This window comes from Scytonema sp. UIC 10036 (genome assembly GCF_009725235.1).
Map to the genome: position 1 here is coordinate 15825 of NZ_WJFC01000071.1, position 18784 is coordinate 34608.

The 18784-nt window shown below is 41.2% G+C and carries 20 protein-coding genes and 1 pseudogene; 9 read left to right on the forward strand and 12 right to left on the reverse strand.

The features are described from left to right. The first annotated feature begins 50 nt into the window (after window positions 1–50). Both F7734_RS28975 and F7734_RS28980 read left to right on the forward strand, forming a co-directional pair. Window positions 51–992 carry a M48 family metallopeptidase gene (locus F7734_RS28975; protein WP_155748043.1) on the forward strand — a complete coding sequence of 314 codons (942 nt, stop codon included), beginning with the start codon at window positions 51–53 and terminating at the stop codon, window positions 990–992. Window positions 993–1131: 139 nt separating this feature from the next. After that, window positions 1132–1635, forward strand: coding sequence for a 2TM domain-containing protein (locus F7734_RS28980; RefSeq protein WP_155748076.1), 504 nt, complete (start codon window positions 1132–1134; stop codon window positions 1633–1635). Window positions 1636–1866: 231 nt separating this feature from the next. Here F7734_RS28980 and F7734_RS28985 read toward each other — a convergent pair whose 3' ends face one another. Further along, window positions 1867–2490 (reverse strand): FMN-dependent NADH-azoreductase, encoded by a 624-nt coding sequence (locus tag F7734_RS28985; RefSeq protein ID WP_155748044.1) that lies wholly within the window; start codon window positions 2488–2490, stop codon window positions 1867–1869. 123 nt (window positions 2491–2613) lie between these two features. Between F7734_RS28985 and F7734_RS28990 the strand changes: the two genes are divergently transcribed. Further along, entirely contained in the window at window positions 2614–2961 is a 348-nt protein-coding gene (locus F7734_RS28990) for a helix-turn-helix domain-containing protein (protein WP_155748045.1), read from the forward strand. Window positions 2962–3037: 76 nt separating this feature from the next. Here F7734_RS28990 and F7734_RS28995 read toward each other — a convergent pair whose 3' ends face one another. Beyond that, window positions 3038–3424, reverse strand: coding sequence for a hypothetical protein (locus F7734_RS28995; RefSeq protein WP_155748046.1), 387 nt, complete (start codon window positions 3422–3424; stop codon window positions 3038–3040). A gap of 81 nt (window positions 3425–3505) precedes the next feature. Further along, complete coding sequence (locus F7734_RS29000) at window positions 3506–4111, reverse strand: VWA domain-containing protein (protein WP_155748047.1); 606 nt, start codon at window positions 4109–4111, stop codon at window positions 3506–3508. Window positions 4112–4576: 465 nt separating this feature from the next. Here F7734_RS29000 and F7734_RS29005 point away from each other — a divergent pair, with 465 nt between their 5' ends. After that, complete coding sequence (locus tag F7734_RS29005) at window positions 4577–4768, forward strand: hypothetical protein (protein WP_155748048.1); 192 nt, start codon at window positions 4577–4579, stop codon at window positions 4766–4768. 140 nt (window positions 4769–4908) lie between these two features. Here the strand turns inward: F7734_RS29005 and F7734_RS29010 are convergent, their stop codons facing one another. Next, window positions 4909–5514, reverse strand: a complete 606-nt coding sequence (locus tag F7734_RS29010; protein ID WP_155748077.1) for a VWA domain-containing protein — start codon at window positions 5512–5514, stop codon at window positions 4909–4911. A 1209-nt stretch (window positions 5515–6723) separates the two neighbouring features. Here F7734_RS29010 and F7734_RS29015 point away from each other — a divergent pair. From F7734_RS29015 to F7734_RS29025, 3 genes are all read left to right on the forward strand, one after another. Next, window positions 6724–7026, forward strand: coding sequence for a hypothetical protein (locus tag F7734_RS29015; protein WP_155748049.1), 303 nt, complete (start codon window positions 6724–6726; stop codon window positions 7024–7026). Window positions 7027–7233: 207 nt separating this feature from the next. After that, window positions 7234–7518 (forward strand): hypothetical protein, encoded by a 285-nt coding sequence (locus F7734_RS29020; protein WP_155748050.1) that lies wholly within the window; start codon window positions 7234–7236, stop codon window positions 7516–7518. A gap of 757 nt (window positions 7519–8275) precedes the next feature. Further along, window positions 8276–8917, forward strand: a complete 642-nt coding sequence (locus F7734_RS29025; protein ID WP_243147158.1) for a PEP-CTERM sorting domain-containing protein — start codon at window positions 8276–8278, stop codon at window positions 8915–8917. Window positions 8918–9062: 145 nt separating this feature from the next. Here the strand turns inward: F7734_RS29025 and F7734_RS29030 are convergent, their stop codons facing one another. Both F7734_RS29030 and F7734_RS29035 read right to left on the reverse strand, forming a co-directional pair. Beyond that, on the reverse strand, window positions 9063–9446 hold the full coding sequence (locus F7734_RS29030) for a zinc-binding dehydrogenase (protein ID WP_207714240.1): 384 nt from the start codon (window positions 9444–9446) through the stop codon (window positions 9063–9065). A gap of 41 nt (window positions 9447–9487) precedes the next feature. After that, window positions 9488–9787 (reverse strand): annotated as a pseudogene (locus F7734_RS29035) (DJ-1/PfpI family protein); the annotation flags it as partial. Between the two features lie 230 nt (window positions 9788–10017). Between F7734_RS29035 and arfB the strand changes: the two are divergent. Continuing rightward, window positions 10018–10437: an alternative ribosome rescue aminoacyl-tRNA hydrolase ArfB gene (gene arfB, locus F7734_RS29040; RefSeq protein WP_155748051.1), complete on the forward strand. Its 420-nt coding sequence runs from the start codon at window positions 10018–10020 to the stop codon at window positions 10435–10437. 854 nt (window positions 10438–11291) lie between these two features. Here arfB and F7734_RS29045 read toward each other — a convergent pair. The 4 genes from F7734_RS29045 to F7734_RS29060 form a co-directional block, all read right to left on the reverse strand. Then, window positions 11292–12818 carry a hypothetical protein gene (locus tag F7734_RS29045; RefSeq protein WP_207714241.1) on the reverse strand — a complete coding sequence of 509 codons (1527 nt, stop codon included), beginning with the start codon at window positions 12816–12818 and terminating at the stop codon, window positions 11292–11294. 216 nt (window positions 12819–13034) lie between these two features. Then, on the reverse strand, window positions 13035–13994 hold the full coding sequence (locus F7734_RS29050; protein WP_155748052.1) for an aldo/keto reductase family protein: 960 nt from the start codon (window positions 13992–13994) through the stop codon (window positions 13035–13037). Window positions 13995–14422: 428 nt separating this feature from the next. After that, window positions 14423–15388, reverse strand: a complete 966-nt coding sequence (locus tag F7734_RS29055) for a zinc-dependent alcohol dehydrogenase family protein (RefSeq protein WP_155748053.1) — start codon at window positions 15386–15388, stop codon at window positions 14423–14425. Window positions 15389–15754: 366 nt separating this feature from the next. After that, window positions 15755–16846, reverse strand: coding sequence for a serine hydrolase domain-containing protein (locus F7734_RS29060; protein ID WP_155748054.1), 1092 nt, complete (start codon window positions 16844–16846; stop codon window positions 15755–15757). 87 nt (window positions 16847–16933) lie between these two features. Between F7734_RS29060 and F7734_RS29065 the strand changes: the two genes are divergently transcribed. Further along, the gene (locus F7734_RS29065) at window positions 16934–17341 is read left to right on the forward strand and encodes an aldo/keto reductase (RefSeq protein WP_243147159.1); all 408 of its coding nucleotides are present in this window, start codon (window positions 16934–16936) and stop codon (window positions 17339–17341) included. 33 nt (window positions 17342–17374) lie between these two features. Here F7734_RS29065 and F7734_RS29070 read toward each other — a convergent pair whose 3' ends face one another. Further along, window positions 17375–17830 (reverse strand): hypothetical protein, encoded by a 456-nt coding sequence (locus F7734_RS29070; protein ID WP_155748055.1) that lies wholly within the window; start codon window positions 17828–17830, stop codon window positions 17375–17377. Between the two features lie 78 nt (window positions 17831–17908). Next, entirely contained in the window at window positions 17909–18556 is a 648-nt protein-coding gene (locus F7734_RS29075) for an alpha-ketoglutarate-dependent dioxygenase AlkB (RefSeq protein ID WP_155748056.1), read from the reverse strand. Window positions 18557–18784 lie beyond the last annotated feature (228 nt).

An 18784-nucleotide genomic window follows, 5' to 3' on the forward strand; every position in this document is an offset into this window, starting at 1 on the left:
TGACGAGGTTATTTGATTATCTAGTAAATTGGCGTTGCCAATAGCCTGACATGATGATTGGTCTTAAGAACATCAAAGCGCAGCAACGTGCTGTTTTACAGAAAATTTTTGACCTAGCCTCAAACCCAACGCCAAATGCTGCTCGGATGCAAGAACTGCTTCAAGCTTTGATGAGAATCGTAACAGCGATCGAAAAGATTTGCTCCAATCAACAAACAACCCCTGCAAACCTCACAAGTTCTTCCCGTCAAATCTACTCATGGATGAAGTTTTTAACCGATGAACGGAATCTGCAACTCCACGTACAAGCAACGTATCGGTTGCAGCATATTGCTCAACAAGCGTTTAGCGCACGGGGTCAAGATTCAGTTAAAGTTATTGTTGAGATAACGAACTTGGCAGGGTTGTACAGAAGCAAAATAGGAGAATATTTTGCCACTCTCATTGTGAGTGAAGGATTTATTAATGCACCAGATGAAGTTTTACAAGTTTTGGTACAAGCGGCTTTATTTGGTAACAGTCGCAACACAACACGAGCAATGAAGGATTTTGCTAGTTCTGAGGAATATAGTGAAATTCTGATGGAGCTAGATTTGATTGTAGAAGCGATCGCAGAAACTTCTACGGGAAAACACTACAATCTAGATAAATTATTTGACAAAGTTAATGAGGAGTATTTTGCTGCTAAACTTGTAAAACCACGTTTAACTTGGAGCAAAATTCATACCTATAGAAAGTTTGCTCACTACGAACCAGCTAGAGATAGGGTAGTGATGAGCCTAACCCTAGATGACGATCGCATTCCCGAGTTTGTCGTCGAGTTTGTCTTGTATCACGAACTACTACACAAGTACCACGGTACAAAACTGGTTAACGGTAGGCGCATGGTTCATACATCAGAGTTTCGGACAAGCGAACGCAAGTTTAGGTTGTACAAAGAAGCTGAGGAATGGTTGAAGCAGATCTCCAGCTTCCACAAGTCAGGGATCTAAAATATGAACGCGCTCATGTTATGATATCGATTTGCATTTGCTACCCTAGATATAGTTTGGCACTGCTAGTGGCGAGCGCAATAACGTTAAATCTCCCTGGCAGGGCAAGTGTATAAATAGTAATATGAGAGCTAGCGTTATGGCAAATTTTGATAGCAGAGCAGGACGTACTTATACCCAAGAAGAAGTTCAGAAAATACTTAATTTAGCGATCGCTCGTCAAGCTGATGACAAAGAGAAAGAATTTTCCTACGAACAACTGCAAGAAATTGCGGCTGAGTTAGAAATTTCTCCAGAATCACTGCAACAAGCCGAACGCGACTGGTTGGAAACACAAGGAGAAATGCAACAACGGCAAGCCTTTAACCTCTACCGTCAAGGAAGATTTAAAAAGCGTTTTGGCAATTATGCAATTCTTAATATTTTTTTCATATCCTTGGATATGATAAGTGCTCCAGGTCTTTCCTGGTCTTTGTATATCTTACTCGTTTGCGGGCTGTCCTTGGGACTGGACACTTGGAATACCTTTCTAGTTAAAGGTGATGAGTACGAAAAAGCTTTCCAACGCTGGCGTCGCAAGCACCAAGTGAAAAAATTCTTTAATTCAGTGGTCAATAGATGGTTGAGGGCTGTTAGTGGTTAGTTGTTGGTTGTTAGTGGTTAGTGGTTGGTTGTTAGTTGTTAGTGGCTGACACGCTTTTTGATAAAGCTGCTTTAACATACTCCGATTTGGATTTTTCTTATACCTGGAGTAGAAAAAGCAGCATCGAATCTAATAATCGGATGGATTGGATTGCTAAAGTTGAAACGGTTCAAATGAACGGTTTGTCAATTCAAAATCTAAAATCCACGCATCCAAAATCTAAAATCGATATTACCAACTAGCTACAGCTTCCTGAACAGCTTCCTGTGCTTTTGCCAAAGATGCTTGGCGAGCATCTTCACCCGCACCAAGGTTTTGCACGTGGATGAATTTAACGTCTGTAATTCCAAGAAATCCAAAGATCGCTCTTAGGAAAGGCTCTTGATAATCGTAAGGTGCTGCAGGGCTTCCAGGTGAAAAGTCTCCACCTCTAGCTGTCACAATCAGCATCTTTTTACCTTCAACTAACCCCTTAAAACCACCATTGGCATCAACAGCAAAGGTGCGACCAGCACGCACAATCTGGTCAATGTAAGCCTTAAAGGTAGAGGGGATATTAAAGTTGTACATTGGTACACCGAAGACATAACGGTCAGCAGCCAAAAACTCATCCACCAAAGTATCAGATAATTCAATGGCTTTGACAAGTTCGGGTGAGCGAGCATCTGGTGGAGTAAAAGCTGCTGCAATCCATGATTCGTCTACATGAGGTACTGGATTGTGACCCAAATCCCGGTAAGTTACCTTATCTCCTGGATGGGCGTTTTTCCAAGTTGAGACAAACTCAGCTGCAAACTTGCGTGAAAAGGAACGTTCTCCACGAGGACTTGAGTCAATATGTAGGATATGCGCCATAGTGAAGTATAAAGTATGAAGAATAAGAGTTTTTCCTCATTAACTTTAAGCTATGTAAAGTTACTATGGAAAGTAGGCACTTAAAAGTAAGGTACTTACCAAAAAGAAACTGCGAGGTCATAGATGGAAGCTAAAGCGGAAAACCACAGCAGGTTAACTTGTGAAGTGGAAACCACTCTTCGAGTCATTGGTGGACGGTGGAAAGTATTGATTATTCGAGAATTGATGGTAGGTGTCAAACGCTTTGGCGAATTACAACGGGCTTTGGACGGAATTACTCAAAAAATGTTGACTCAGCAACTCCGGGAGATGGAAGAGGATGGAATTATCTCTCGCAAGGTTTATCCGCAAATTCCTCCAAAAGTAGAATATTCGTTAACTCCTTTGGGTGAAAGTCTGCAACCAATTCTTTATGCAATGCATGAATGGGGTGTCAAACATCTCTCGAATCAAGTAGGTCATCGCGAATAAGGTGATTGGTCGTTTGTCATTGGTCATTTGTCATTGGTCATTTGTCATTGGTCGTTTTGCCTTCTTCAAGGCTCAACTATTGTGCGTGCAAATACTCAATCGCTGCCTCTAATTTTGAGGGGTAAGTTTCAGCAAATTGTTCAAACCAGAGACCTTCAGGCGAATATGGATCTAGTTTATCTAGCCAATCTTGAGCTTGCTTTTTTAAAACTTCTATTTTTTTTGCTGCGATTTCTGCTTGCTGAATTCGCTCTTGTTCTAGTTGCTCCTGTCTTTGCAATTCCAAGGCTAAGTCTTTTTGCTCAAACTCAGTCTTAACTTGTTCTAGAAGATTATCAATAGAATTTGCCGATTTTGATAGTGGTATACTTACCGATCTTGTTGGAATTTGCTGGCTTGGTTCTGGTTTTGGCTGTTCGTAATTTGCTTTTAATTCAGCTAGTAATTTATCAATTGAATCCATATATTTAGCTACCAGTTATTTACTATAAATGCACTGGACAGATCCCCGACAACTTCTGCGAAGTCGGGGATCTAACCAAGCTTAATCATTTATAGCATTCAGTAAGACTTCAGCTAGACTCATATCTTCCATATCATCCATAGTGATAGTATCGCAAATGTCAAACTTTGCACCCGCTCCTTGCAGTTCATCATCTAGTACTTTCAAAAAACGACTTGCTTGAGCATCTTTACCTACTTGAATAAAAGAGATGGCTAATTCTTCATCCCGATCCATACGGCGAGAAGCTTCAATAATGACCTTCATAACCGCTTTGCGATCGTCTGGTTCGCCATCTGTAACGACTAAAATTGTCTCTCCATTTTCCTTTGTTTGATTGGCACTTTTGCGTTGGAAGTAATTATCAAGAGCGTGTTGCAACACACCTGCTAAGTCTGTACTTCCTGCTGGATCGTTCTCTTGAAAAATTTGTGTCACCTTACTAGCAGTGACATTTTCATAACGCTTAAACTTTCCAGAAAAGAGATAAACAGTAATACCATCAGGGTCAAATTGTTCGCATTTAGTTGCTAACGCAAAGGTAGATTCTTCTGCTGTAGCCCATCGGCTTTTTCCCCCTTTTTGATCTGGGGTTGCCATACTACCACTTTTGTCGATAATCAAGGTGTAATCTCGATTTTGTAACATCTCGTAACTTCCCATAATATTTTCTAACTATTTATTTACATATATAGTAATTCTATGGTAAAGCGATCGCGTTGTGCCAGTTGAGTAAGTCTCGGAAATTGTTAACTATTGTAAATAACTTTCATATTGTTACAAATTTTAAAGAGAAATTGACGTGGAAAAATAAATAATCACCATAAAAGTGACTAATTTTTCGCTCCGTGATAAAAATTTTGTAATTTCGTGATAGAGTAACACCGTACATCAGTGGTCGCATCTAATTGCACTACATCAAAGGCTTACTCAATAGGTTTAGCCCGTGCAGACCACATATTTAGGCTAAAGATTTCTTACTGTCGTCCGATACTAACTTCACGGATTAAAAAATCTGCTTCCTTCGCAAGCAGGTTTCAATCCAAAAATCTCCTAGTACCACACTAGTTCGTTTTTGCTGGCTAATTTTACCTTGAAATGGATCTCATATCTATGAAAAATACAGTGTATCGTACAGCGCTCACGCCCTGGATTGTTGTCCACATACATTCTCTGCAAAAGCGAACGATTGTCGCTCGCTTTCGTAACCGCAACGATGCAGATGGGCATTTAGCAGTTTTGCGTCGATTGATGCCTGAAGCTGAGTTGCAAATCGCATTCGATCGCAACTCAACAGATAATTAACGAGTTCAATTTGTGTGATTTCCACATGAAGTGCCTGGAGTTTATGATTTCTTTTTGGGCATAAGTACAGTTAATTGCATCTACTGCCCATTTTTCCTAAATGACACGCTTACCAATGACAAATGACTATTGACAAATAACTAATCAGTAATCGCATTCATCAAGACATCTGCAAGACTCATATCTTCTAAATCATCTAGAGTCAAAGTATCGCAGATATCAAACTTCGCACCAACGCTTTGCAACTGGTCATCCAAAGCTTTCAAAAACTTAGTCGCCTGGGGATCGGAACCTACTTGGATAATAGAAATTCCTAATTCTTCATCGCGATCCATCTTGCGAGTTGCATCGATGATAACTTCAAAAACAGCTTTGCGATCGTCTGGTTCTCCATCGGTAACAACCAAAATGGTTTCTCCGTTGGGCTTTGTTTTACCCGCAGCTTTGCGTTCAAAGTAATTTTGAGTGGCGTGCAGCAAGACACCCGCTAGATTGGTTGTACCAGCTGGGTCATTTTCCATAAATATCTGAACCACTTTAGCTGCAGTGACTTGTTCGTAACGTTTGAATTTTCCGGAAAATACGTAAACAGTAATGCCATCGGGGTCAAATTGCTCGCACTTTCTGGCTAAAGCGAGAGTAGACTCTTGAGCTATATCCCATCTGCTTCTACCACCTGCTTGGTCAGGTGTAGACATACTGCCACTTTTATCTAAGATTAGGGTGTAATCGCGATCGCTCATCATATTGCCCTTCGATTGTTGCTCTATCATTGTTCTAGTTTAACGATTAAGTTTTTCTAACCCTAAGATTTTTGCATAAATTTTTTATTTCATGCAAAGACGCAGAGGCGCTAAGAAATACTTTGCGACGAGTGCGTCTTTATCCTCAACGTGTCATCCTTTGAATTCGCTGCGGCGCATTAATGCTGACAATCCAATTTCTAGTCGCATTTACTAACTACACATTTGACCATTCATATCAATCTTTTCCACTCATTAAATATTAAATTAATTACATATAGCCTTTCTCAGTCTAATGAGGTACACCCCCCTTTCATCCCCCCTTACTAAGGGGGGACAGAGGGGGGTATTTTGTACCTCACCAAGTTGAAATTTGCTGTATGTATATTCAGTACACTTAAAATGCGTTCTACAGGGTTGCTACCTACTCTACACAAAGAGTTAAACATCCTCTAAGACGACATTTTTATGTTGACAACCCAAATATCAAATCGATTTAACAAAAACCACTCAACAGAAATAAGTTCGTATTTGAGTTAAGTTTATCCATCTGGCAAATTCAGAAAAAAGGGTTTTGAACTTAACTGAGCCGTATTTAGGTAAGAGCGGCGCTGAGAAATAATTATTTCTTTTTATCTACAAAAGGAAACGAAAAAGATTCCTTTTTCCTTTTTAGCCTACTAATCTTACCCAAAATACTTGTTTCTTTTAGCAAATCCTACCTAAGATAGATACTTAAGAATCTATGAACTAATCTAGAAAAATTCCTCAACCACTATTGACAAAATCAATTGCATCTGACAAAAATAGCGTATATAATGTTTTTCAAATTTGTTACAACATAACTGTTATAAGTGATTTAAAGAGAGGAAAAAAATATTTAATTAGGTCAAAAAAAAAGTTTAAAAAGATTGAAATACCAGATTTTAGTTGATAAATTTTAACTTAATTAATAAAACTGCTACTTGGCTAATTCAACTGGAGATAGCCCTTTTGGTTATAGAGTGGTATGAAGACAAGGAAATAGGGAAAAATTCTTCCTGTACTCCCCCCACTTAAACGTAATGTCATTTTTCATAGAGTGAGGACTTACGCAACTCCTCCCCTTTTTCAGGATTGGGGAGAATCTGCAACGCGTAAAATACCCGAAATGCTGTCAAGGCTGCGTAAGTCCACAAGAGTAGGAAATCACTTTTTTGTAGGAGAAAACAAATGGCACGCATTGAAATTGATGAATTGCGTCCTGCTGGCGCTGAACTGTTTCAAGATTTTGAAAGCTTCCTTAATGAGCTAAGCGATGGGGAAATGTGGGGTAGCGTAGGGGGCAACGCTGCTCCCACCTTAGCTGAGCTATTAAGTCCGACATTAGGAAACGGCAGCATAAATATAACGGCGGGATCGGGCAGCATACCTGTAGATATAACGGGAGGACCAGGCAGCATACCTGTAACGGGGTCTGATAGCATCGGTGACCTTTTGGCTAACACCCTCGGTCTAGCTCCTGCTCCGAGATGAGCGCGATCGCGCTCATCTCGGAATACTACGTGGGTTTTGCTAAAAACTCAAATTCAACTTTTGTTGGGTTGATGAACAAAACCCAACATTTATCAGCATTTGTTGGGTAACGCTTATGCGCTCTACCCAACCTACAATTTCCCTAGCCGAGCAGTATTGGCTCAGCTGGCATGAAAAGCGATTTCGATGAATGCTCAATAGCTGTTTTTGAACGATGAGAATTTTCTCATTAACTTTTCATCTTCTTTTCATGCATATATTAGATTCTTAGTAGAAAGAAAGTTTTTACTTATCCTGGGTACTTCTGGGTGCTTTACCCCTTTTTCGGCTATCTTCAGTAAAGAACAAAAACTGCTAAAAAATTACTCGCTCGGGATTTTTAGTCCTTTTAGGCAAGCAGTCGCTTATGCTATCAACCGCAAACGGATGAAAACTAATATCTATCAAGGGCTAATAACCGATGAGCGATCGCTGTTATTATCAAGCTTCTAAAACAATTGAATCAATTGCGACCAGACTGTCATCAAATTTGAGAAACTCAATACCAATCAAGATATCTGTTCCGACTCCAGGTGCCGTAACCCTTAATCCAATAAATGTTTCTTCAGATTTGCCAAATACTTGGTATGAGGCTTGACTATAAGATGGGCTTGCCCTGAGAAATAGGTTCAAACTGATTTATACTTGTCATTCAAGCGCTGCGAAAAACCTGACCACACTTATCCATAAGTCGTTAAGTAGGGAGGTGAACCAACAGCGCTAGTTTTTGATTTAATATGAGGGGTACGAAGTACCTGCACAGTATTCCTCCGTCGTTGTTGTCGGAGTTTTTGCCGAGCGTACTAAAATTTATGTAACATTAACTACAAATAGCATCTTTGATACAAGAAGCAGATGTTTAAAAAGCTGTGGCGCTGGCTGAAAAATTTATTAAAACGCTTTTTGGGACATAATCCCCCACCTGCCCCAGAACCTCCAAGAATGCCAAAAAAGACTTAGAAGCATAAGTTAGCAGTTCAGTGGGGTAAACTCCGATTATTACGTAAACCAATTGTCAATTATTCCTGACATAAAAACATCGCATAAAATTTTTGACACCTTATATATCCTTTTATCCGTAGAAAATGTAGTATATTTTTCAAGTTAAGCGTTATATCTATGTTCCCTTTGGTGTTAAACTGCTATTGGTTTTGGGTAGCGCTGTAACTTAACTTAACCTGCAAAATTTGCAATTACACTAACGACCTCTATGAAAAATCTAGCTCTACTATCTGCCACAGCTATCGCCGCTACATCTGGATTGGTTTTCGGGACAATACAAGCTGCCTCTGCTTTAACTTGGAACTGGAATTATTCTGGTACTGGCATAACAGCAAGCGGGACTTTCACTACTAATGACACCCCTAACGATTTGGGTTTTTACCAGATTACTGGAATTACTGGTACACGAAATAATGAAACAATTACTGGTCTGCAAACTGCTGGGACTCCAATACCGGGAAACGAACCTTTTGAGGTTGACAATTTAATTAGTCTGAACACTCGGCAATTAACGGGTGACGGTTTTGGGTATTCCACATCAGGAGGAAACTATGTGAGTCCATTTTTCGCTAGTTTTTTGCCGACACCGGGCTATTTAGAGGTTTTTTCTGCGCCGCCATTCATACCAGGTTTTGAAAATTTTGGCTCAGAAGATAGTGAATTACCTATTAGTTTTTCTGCAACTATAATCACCGTCCCAGAACCCACCTCTATCCTTAACTTACTCGCCTTCGGTGCTCTCGGCGTTATAAAATTAATTACACGTTACGCTTCGACCAATCAAGAGTCAACTACCTACACCTACCCGAAGGGAGGTGTAGGCTTGCCAAAAACTAAAGCAAGTCTTTAGCTCTTAATAGGCAACGCAAGAGTTGGTTAGGTCACTGGGGAGATTGAACAGAAATGTTCTCAATGACCCTAATTACTGTCACCTTAGCTCCTCAGTGAAGGTGTTTATGGTTAATGCCTGACTTGCCAGCGGCTTGTTCGGGTTTTTAATTTTTAGGTATACGAGTAAATAAAATCTCTTTCACCCGATCGAATTCCGCTTCAGCCGTGTTAATCGTGTGAGTTGCCCCCAGCGATCGACATTTCTCCAGTTTCCAGTTGGTGCGACTGGTGATCGCAATCAAACTTGCTCCCATCACCCGTGCGAGCTGGATAGCTGCTACACCAACACCACTGGCACCTGCATGAATCAGTACCGTATCACCCGCTTGAAAGTTTGCCTTGTCAATTAAGGCATCGTAGGCGGTAAAGAACACTTCTGGAATTGCCGGTGCTTGTTCAAATGTGAGAATGTAAATCATTAGAGTGAAAAACTTAGCGACTGCCAGAAGTAGATTGCGATCGCTAATTATAAATAACGATCGACTCAAGTCACAACTTAACAAATAAAGCTGTTACCAGAAAATGGACATTAACGTGAGCCAGATGCTGTGGGAGTAAATTGTGCAAACAGCTTTAGCATTTCTCGATTGAATGCGGGGATATCATCGGGTTGACGGCTTGTAACCCAGTTTCCATCCACCACAACTTCCCGATCTACCCAGTTTCCACCTGCGTTACGTATGTCATCTTGAATTGTGTAGTAACTGGTTAAGGTGCGCCCCTGCACTAGATTGGCAGATACCAATTCCCAGGGCGCATGACAAATAATGGCAAATGGCTTACCTGCTTGCTGCATTTGCTGGAGGAAGGATTGCACTTCGGCTTTGTTTGCAGCGTTGTCTGCAAAACACTCGCTTAAAGGTGTTACGCTATCACTACGCCGACGGAGATGTCGCTCAGTTTATCGGTTGCACGCTCAATCTGAGGGACAGTCAGCTTGTGACTCTCTGCACTAATGACAATCACATCCCCAGTAAAATATAATGGCTTGGTCGGATTGGGAAGGTGCGTTAGTATGGGTGTAAGTACGCTCGTTCGATTTCAAATAAATAGTGAGTAATGCTGCAAATATCTAATAATGTCATCATCCCAGAGAACGAGATTGAAATTAGTGCCGTTCGTTCTCAAGGAGCGGGCGGTCAAAATGTTAATAAGGTGGCTACCGCTATTCATTTGCGCTTTGACATTAAGGCTTCGTCATTACCCGATTTTTATAAAGAACGGCTTCTAAAACTTAAAGATAAACGTATAACTCAAGATGGAATTATCGTTATTAAATCTCAAGAACATAGAAGCCAGCTACAGAACAAAGAAGAAGCATTACAAAGACTTCAAGAACTTATCAAAAGTGCAGTAGCAATCCAGCAAAAGCGCAAAATCACTATTCCAACTCGCAGTTCTCAGCTAAAAAGACTTGAAAGCAAAAGTAAGCGTTCCCAAATTAAGGCAAATAGAAGGCAAGTTAGTGATGATGAATAAAATTATGATTCTTTGTGCGAAAAATGCACTTTTGCCTAGTAGAATCTGATGCTCAAGAGGTTATCAATGTTTTTGCGATGGCAATTCGATCTGGGTTTAGTACATATGAACTTAAAAAGATGATTTTCGCCTATCCGACTGGTGCTTAAGTATGATAGCCAATACAGTTATTTGATTCTAACTTTTGAAGGAATTTCAAATGAAGATGTATAGATAAGCTAGTCATAAATTCATTGCCGTTGAAAAACTAATCAACTACTTAGATGTTATGCTGGTTCAAAATCAAGCTATGCTTACTGAAGCTAGAAATATGTTCTTTGAATTAAACAGAAATATTGAGAAAGCTAATGTAATCATAATTACAAAATAATTTAACAACTATCTCTTCCTACAGGTTGTACAACTTTTACTTTCATTAAGTAAAAGTTAAAGATATACTTCATGCTCAAAATCGGAGTCCACCCTGCACCTTCTCTCCTTCTCGCGTAAGCCTTGTTGCAGGGTTTTTTTTATTTGATTTACGCTCATACTGTATTGGTGCTAACACAAAAACGTGAAGAAGGCAGACGGCAGATGGCAGATGGCAGCTATGTTTGCAATATGGTAGGGGCTTCAACCCACTACCAATTGCTAGCCACCCTTCGGGTTCGCCAGTCCACCCGGCGGGAAACCCGCACGTGTGTGCGGTGTACCAAATCGGAGATTATGGTGGGGGACTTAAACCCTTGCTCCCAAAGGCCCTTGAGAAGTACGAGGGCATTACATAGCTGCCCTCTGCCCTCGTACTTCTGCCTTTTGTTAAACCCCTTGCAACCTCGACAATAAGTTAGGCATTTGGCTTTTCCATACCTGTCTTATTTTGTAAACCCAATGTTGTCATCAATTATAGTTGTGGGCGCAACAGGCAGCTTCTCCGGGTTGGGTAAATTGAGTTTTTCAAACTCTATTTTGTCATTCCATACTTTTTTAAAGAAATCTTTGAATACTTCAACAGTGAAGAGTTCACCAGCGCAGCGACGATATCCAAACCCAAACGGCGCGTATCCCGCATAATCACAAACGGGATAGGCTTGACCATCAGTACGGTTATAAACGGTTCCAAATATACTGTTGGTCATTTCGGTATTCCTGCCGTCCTTCACTGCAAAAGTTTCTTGGTGGAAGGGGCATTGAGCAAATCCAATCTGTTTCGATTTGACTTCATCCATCTGGTCGCTCGTCGGCGCATTTTTGTAGCGATCGGGATTGAATTCTGTTGCGTTCTGCCAGTGTCGTGGATCGAAACTGGTGGCTTTGTGCGGAGTGTTAATGTAGCCGTATCGCTTGTATCGAGGTTCTCTCATTTCTTGAAGCGTGGAGATGCTGCCCGTGTTGGGTGAAATGGTACGGAACAATTCCATTACGAAGCGATCGAGCGGAGTAAAGGGCGAAGAGCCATCCACCTGCTCATACTCACTTTTCATCGTTTGCTCAAACCAAGCTTGAACCGTTGGGTCTCCTGTATTCTTGCTTAACTTGGACATGAAGTTATAGATTGTATTGCCCCATTGGCTGAGGGCAACGAAATTATGAAAGCACTCAAACACAACGTCTTTGCGTCGAAAGTTCTCACCCTCTTCACCGTTCTTCAACCAGTAGTACACGAACGTCTTTTGAGGATCGTCAACTGTTCCCTGGAGTACGGCTTCGACTCGCTCATTAATCCATGCCTTCAACGGCTCTCGCAGCGATCGCACCTGCATGAAATTCTCGTAAAAAACATCCAGAGTGGGATCGACGTAAGCAAGGATGGTATTGAAACTCTGTCCAACTTGCCGACTTGCTAGTGGGATAGCATCTCCCCGAACACCTACATGGAGATTCCAGAATAAATCGAAATAGTTATCCAAGTAACGCCGCATTACAGGCTGACCCGCATTCTTCGCATCGAATAGCTGGTCGAAAAACTGAATAATTTTATCTTGATAAATGGGACGGTAAAGATCGGGGGTCAGTGCTGAAGAGTAAATCTTCTTTCTGCGATTATGTTCACCCCGGTTTTCGTACCCTTGAATAAAGACGGAAAGCCCATCCTCTTCTTTATTGGGCTTCCAGTCGTCGTACAATGCGCCCCAGAAGAAATACGGCAAAGCATTTTCCTTTTCTAGCACCAGGTCAATCATCGGCAAGGATAAACGCTCTCCCTGATAAACGCTAGTCACTAAACAAGGTACAATAACCTGCTGAATGTAATCAGGCTCAAAGTAGCTTGGAAGCAATTCGCGGAGGCGAGCGAGCGCAAACTGCTGTCGCTCAGGAAGTTTTGAAGTAATGGCTTCTTTAGCTTCCTCGGATAAGGTTGAGGAAAATTTATCTGGGTCAGGAATTGGATAAAAATACATGGTTGGAAGTTCTTAAAATCTTCTATTGGAAGGGACTTGCGAAGCGATTAAAGCAATGTTGAAAAAGCGGCTTTTGGTTTAATAAAAAGAGCGGAGCAGAGCCAATCTTTCTGTTTGACGTTAAGCAGTTGTCTCAACATTAAATAAGAGACAGTGAATTTGCATCTTTCAGACGAGAGATTGCTATATTAACCTTTTTTATCGGCAATTCACCTGTCACCGGGCTGTTGCGTAAGGCAAAGCAGGCGCAAGTATGTCATCGATTTCTCGCAACACCTCCGAACTCAATCTCACACCCGATGCTCCTGCATTATCTGCCACTTGTTCGGGACGACTTGCACCAATGATGGCTGAGGATACCCGCTCATCCCGTAATACCCACGCTAACGCCAGTTGAGCCATCGAGAGATTTAATCGCTGTGCGATCGGCTTGAGGTTTTGAACCGCACTTAGGACGCGATCACTCCGCAAGTCTTGCATAAACCCATTCATCTGGTCGTTTGCGGCACGGGAATCTTGAGGCGGTGCTTCGCCCGGTTTGTATTTCCCAGTGAGAACACCTTGCGCCAGAGGAGACCAGACAATCTGAGTGATACCATTTGCTGCACATAAGGGAAACACTTCAACTTCGGGTTGACGCCACAACATTGAGTACTGTGGTTGGCTCGATATGAATTGCTCCACGTTGGGAAGATTTAATGCAGCTTGAATCTGTGCTGGATTCCACTCACTAAAGCCAATGTAACGAACTTTCCCTTGTCGCACAACATCGGTTAACGCTGCCATCGTTTCTTCTAGTGGGGTATTTACGTCATAGCGATGGCACTGATAGAGATCGACATAATCAGTGCGAAGTCGCTGTAATGAGGCATCGATTTGTTTATAAATTTGAGCAGCTGATAATCCCTTGTCGGTGGGTGACATCGGAAAGTAAACTTTGGTCGCAAAAATGTAAGAGTTGCGATCGATACCCTGTAACACTTCACCTAACAACGATTCTGCTGCACCATGTCCATAGACATTGGCGGTATCGATAAAATTAATTCCGACATCAAAGGCTTTGTGAATGCAAGCTTCTGCTTGTTGCCGTTCGACTCCACCGCCATAGGTCAACCACGAGCCTAAACTGATTTCAGAAACATTTAGCTCGCTCTTACCAAGCTGTCGATACTTCATAATGATATCTCCAATTAATTTAGAGGACTGTAATAAGAACAATGCAACTGCCTCCGGCGGGTGCTCCGTAGGAATGTGGCAGCTATTGCCAAGCTAAAAAATTCTGCCGTTATTACTAGCTGCTTTGTTGGAACAACTGGCGATTTTATCCTAGAAATCTCAAGTTGTCTTTCCCTCTAACTTATGGAGCATGACAATCATCAAGCTGGTCTATCCATTGAAAGAATTCGTGTAAAATTAAGATGTGAAATCAAATACAAGCTCAGGGTAAGAGCATCTCAATCAGGCTTGACAGAAGGAATCAAAAGAATCTAAAGTATTGCCAAATCCCCGTCCTCGATACTCTTTTAAAAACCACATACATTTGAGGAAAGCAGATTTCTTCATTTTTTGTCATTGTCGCACTATAATCTGGAACATGGTAACGGTTAAGCTTCTACAAAGAGTAAAACCACTTTGCCTCGCGTGCCGCCTTGCTCTATGCGCCGATGTGCTTTTGCTACTTGATTCCAAGGCAGGACAGAATCAATCAAAGGACGCAACTGCTGGCGTTCAATTAAGTACCTGAGTGACTCTAGTTTGGCATGGTGCTGTGAGGTAAAAACAAAATGCATGGTTAAGTTTTTACCCCACGCTTGCAGTAATGACTGAGGGGTAGCGGTATCTACAATGGAGACAAGACGACCATAAGAACGAAGAACATTAGTTTGCTCAATGGTATCGCCACCAATTGTATCTAGTACTAAATCGACACCTTTGCCGTGAGTGAAGCGTTGAATGACATCAACGTAATCTTCATTTGTGTAATCAATTGCGTAATCTGCACCTAACTTTCTGACAAAATCAAGATTTTTAGTACTACAAGTGGTGAAAATGTAAGCACCCATTGCCTTAGCTAATTGAATCGCAAATGAACCAACGCCACCAGCCCCAGCATGAATCAAAACAGTCTCACCTACAAGTAATTGACCTCTAGTCACCAAACAATCCCATGCAGTTCCCGCCGCGAGTGGAAAACAGGCAGCTTCAACGTGTGATAGATTCGTCGGTTTGTGAGCGACTATCTGTTCGTGGGCAACATGATATTCTGCGTAACTGCCTGCTTCGCTAAAAAGCTGTGGTGAATAGTACACTTCATCACCAACCTTGAATTTTGTGACTGACTCGCCAACAGCTTCAACGACACCGGAGATATCTACACCGAGAATGGCAGGTAACTTCACCAAATTCTGATAATCCCCACGACGAGTTTGATAATCAATTGGATTAACCGAGGTGGCATGGACTCGTACTAACACTTCCCTAAGCTTTGGTTGGGGTTTAGGGACTTCTTGGAGTTCAAAGCGATCGACATTACCAAACCCCGTTAGCAAGACAGCTTTCATGTACTGCATTGTCCTTATCCTTTAGAATGAAGTTAAAGTGTTTTGGCTTTGTTATCCAGAATAAAGATCTGTTTTGGTGACCACAAGTAAGCACTATTTGGTAAGGTAGGAACCGTTTGGTAACAAATGACTCAACAGAAGGCTCATAGCCTAGAAAAAAATTTTGCTCCTGACCGTCGGTTAAGGAGAAAAATACGAAAACACGTAGGTTGGGTTGAGGAACGAAACCCAACATTTACAGGAATTTGTTGATTTTCCCCAAGGGGAAAGCCCAACCTACAAAAATTCTTATCCGAGCAGTATTGGGACTACAGGCAAGTATGCGATGCGATCGCTAAAAAGAAAAAATTTTTTCCAAAACAATTTTATGTCGAACTATTGTAGAACCACCTCGGCTAGAGCTTTTAGGTAAGTTACCATATCCTGGTTTTCAACGGAGTTAACCTGCATTGCTATAGCGACTTTATTTTCCGGGAAATATGCAAATATACTTTGATAGCCGGGAGTCCAACCGTTGTGACCATAGGTTATCCCAAACTCAGTCTCTCGGATCGTAACACCAAGCCCGTAGCGAGTCTTTTCAGCTTCGTCTCGGGGTACTGAGGTGAGTAAATCATTGAGATAAAGGTTCTTCATAGCTTTACCTTCATAAAGCACTTTGGCCCACTGAACAAGGTCTTGTGGATTAGTGAACAGACCGCCATCAGTCCATTCAACGGCGGGGTTAAAAACCAACACACCGTCGAGCATATTTTTTTCTGGTAAACCCAAGGGATTACTCGGACTGAGATAGCCCGGTGATAGACCAGGGATGTTACGACTATTAGCAGGACCAGTTAAGCTAAGGTTGAGTAGAGTTAGGAAGCGTTTACTTAGTTCTTCGTAATACGTTGTACCGCTTACCTGTTCAACGAGCATGCCGATAAGAATATAACCAGTGTTGCTGTAAGAAAAACCTTCGCCTGCTGCAAACAGTGGCTCTTTATCTAATATAAGTTCCACTAACTCTTGTGGCAAAAAACAGAAGTCACGATTGGGGTTGTCTGACGCAAAGTGCTGTCGAATTGCTTTACGAAAGCGTTCATCACGGGTATGGTTGTTTAGACCACTGGTATGGTTCAAGAGCATACGGAGCGTAATGTCCTTACCATTGGGTAGACGGTCATACCAAAGTTGTTCTCCGAACCACTTCTCAAGTCGGTCGTCCAGGTGAACTTTGCCAGACTGCACCAAGCTGAGCACTACAGCTGCAACAAATGTTTTCCCAACACTACCCGATAGCATCTTCGTATTGGGTGTCATCGCAATTTTGTTTTCTTTATCAGCATAACCAGTAGCAAAACCACTACTTTGTCCATTAGCAAGCATGAAAGCAGCTGTAGCACCTGGAAAATTAGCTTCTTTTTGGAGCACATCCAACCTATCTTGGAAATGTTTCAACCTCTGAGAATACGTCTGGGATGTCATTTCTTGTGGTTACTATCTGATTATCGTTGACATTATGGCACAGATAAACACCCTTGTTCACTAGTCTTTAAGGAAGCCCCAGCCGTTTTGGCAGCAGATACTTTAGTCGAGTTTGACCAGTATGGGTTTGGATTGCTCCATGAGGCAATCCAGATAGCCGTTAATGTCTCGATCGCCAGTGGTTTCCTTTCCGGAAAATATCGTTCGGAAAAAGATTTAACCAATAGTTCCCGTGCAGGTTATGTAAAGAAATATTTAAACGCTCGTGGCTTCCGAATTTTAGAGGCAATTGATGAGTTGGCAAAAACTTATAATACGACTCCCACCCAAATCTCACTCGCATGGCTCATCCAGCGTCAGAGCATTACTGCTCCTATCGTCAGTGCGACAAAGCTCGAGCAACTTAATGAAATTATCAAAGCGGTCAATCTTAAACTTGACTCAGCCTCGATGGAACTTTTGGATCGAGCCAGCGCTTATGACAGTGATGAGTGATGCGTACTACAAAGAATGTGATAGCTAAGGCTTTTAAATAAACTCCAATTCATCCATAAAAATAAATTCACATTCAGTTGGTGAGAGCCAAACTTGACATATGATATTGTCGTACACTTCGGCTTCAAGCGTAACGCCCGGTTGCAGATATTTATTTCCTACAAAATCAGAGTTTCTAATGTAAAAATTTCCTCCAACTAACAGTTTAACTCTTTTCAACTTCCCCTCTTGTCTAGCTTGGTAATACACTTGGGACAGTTCTTCATTTGTGGGATGATGATGTATATAACTCATTAATAATTCCCATTTTTCTTGACTTAGACTTTGTTTTAACTTTAAAGATAACCCACTTGGTTTTACGTGTTCGGCTTCTACTTTCAGCTTTTTGATATATAAATCCAAGGCAGCAGACACGCTGATTTTATGAGTTTGAGCAATTGTCATAACGTGGGCAACAATCTCTAAATCTTTTATTGAGTCATCTAGCATCTTTTTTCTCTCATAAATACAGGTACTAATTATCGCTCGCGTCAGTAAACTTGTCTGGTCTCAGCATCTGGTTCCAGTCTAGATGATTTGTCTAAAAGTGAGGTTTATTCTTGGCTGAACAGGTTTACTCGTCTTTGCTATTTGATGCTGCCAAAACTGTTGGGTAGTTCCTTGCATTAGTAATAAACTACCATGCGTTAATTCAATATTAAATTTTAATTCCTTTGTTTGTTTGTGCCTGAACATCAAGTGACGAGTGCCACCAAAACTCACAGAGCCGATTACAGGGTTAGTACCAAGTTCCTTTTCATCATCACTATGCCAAGCAATACTATCTCTTCCATCACGATATAAATTCAGCAAAACACTATTAAATTGCTGACAAGAGGCTTCTTCAATTTGAAGCTTAATTGCCTTTAAAACAGGAATCCAAGGCTGGGGTTCCATTTTAATCTTGGAATATGTGTATGACTTTCCTTTATCTCCAAACCAAGCAGTCAGTCTTGGTAGAGCAACCTGTTTACCATAGAGATATGTAACTTCCTGTCGCCATGTTACAGTTTCATACAAAACAGAAAATATCGTATCACTCTCATTGTCAGAGAAAAAATTGTCATACACAATTACATCTGCATCGGGCATAGGCAGACTTGAACCAATCTTGTGATGGCTTTTTTCAAATTCTTCTAAAAGAGAAAGTTGATTGTGGCTAAATCTATCATTCATGGATTAATACAATAGTACTAAAAAGGCTGTGAATTATAAATTTTATCCAATAAGAACAATCAGCAGAACTTTTTATATTCTCTCATAGCTTAACCACGTATCCGATATGGTGGCTCAATTTACACCAGTTTTGAGGTAGTTCAGATAATATGTGCTTCTAAACAATGCTGCTATCCACTACTTCGCAATAGCTTTGCTAACGGCTATACTGCTGTACCGGTTCATGAC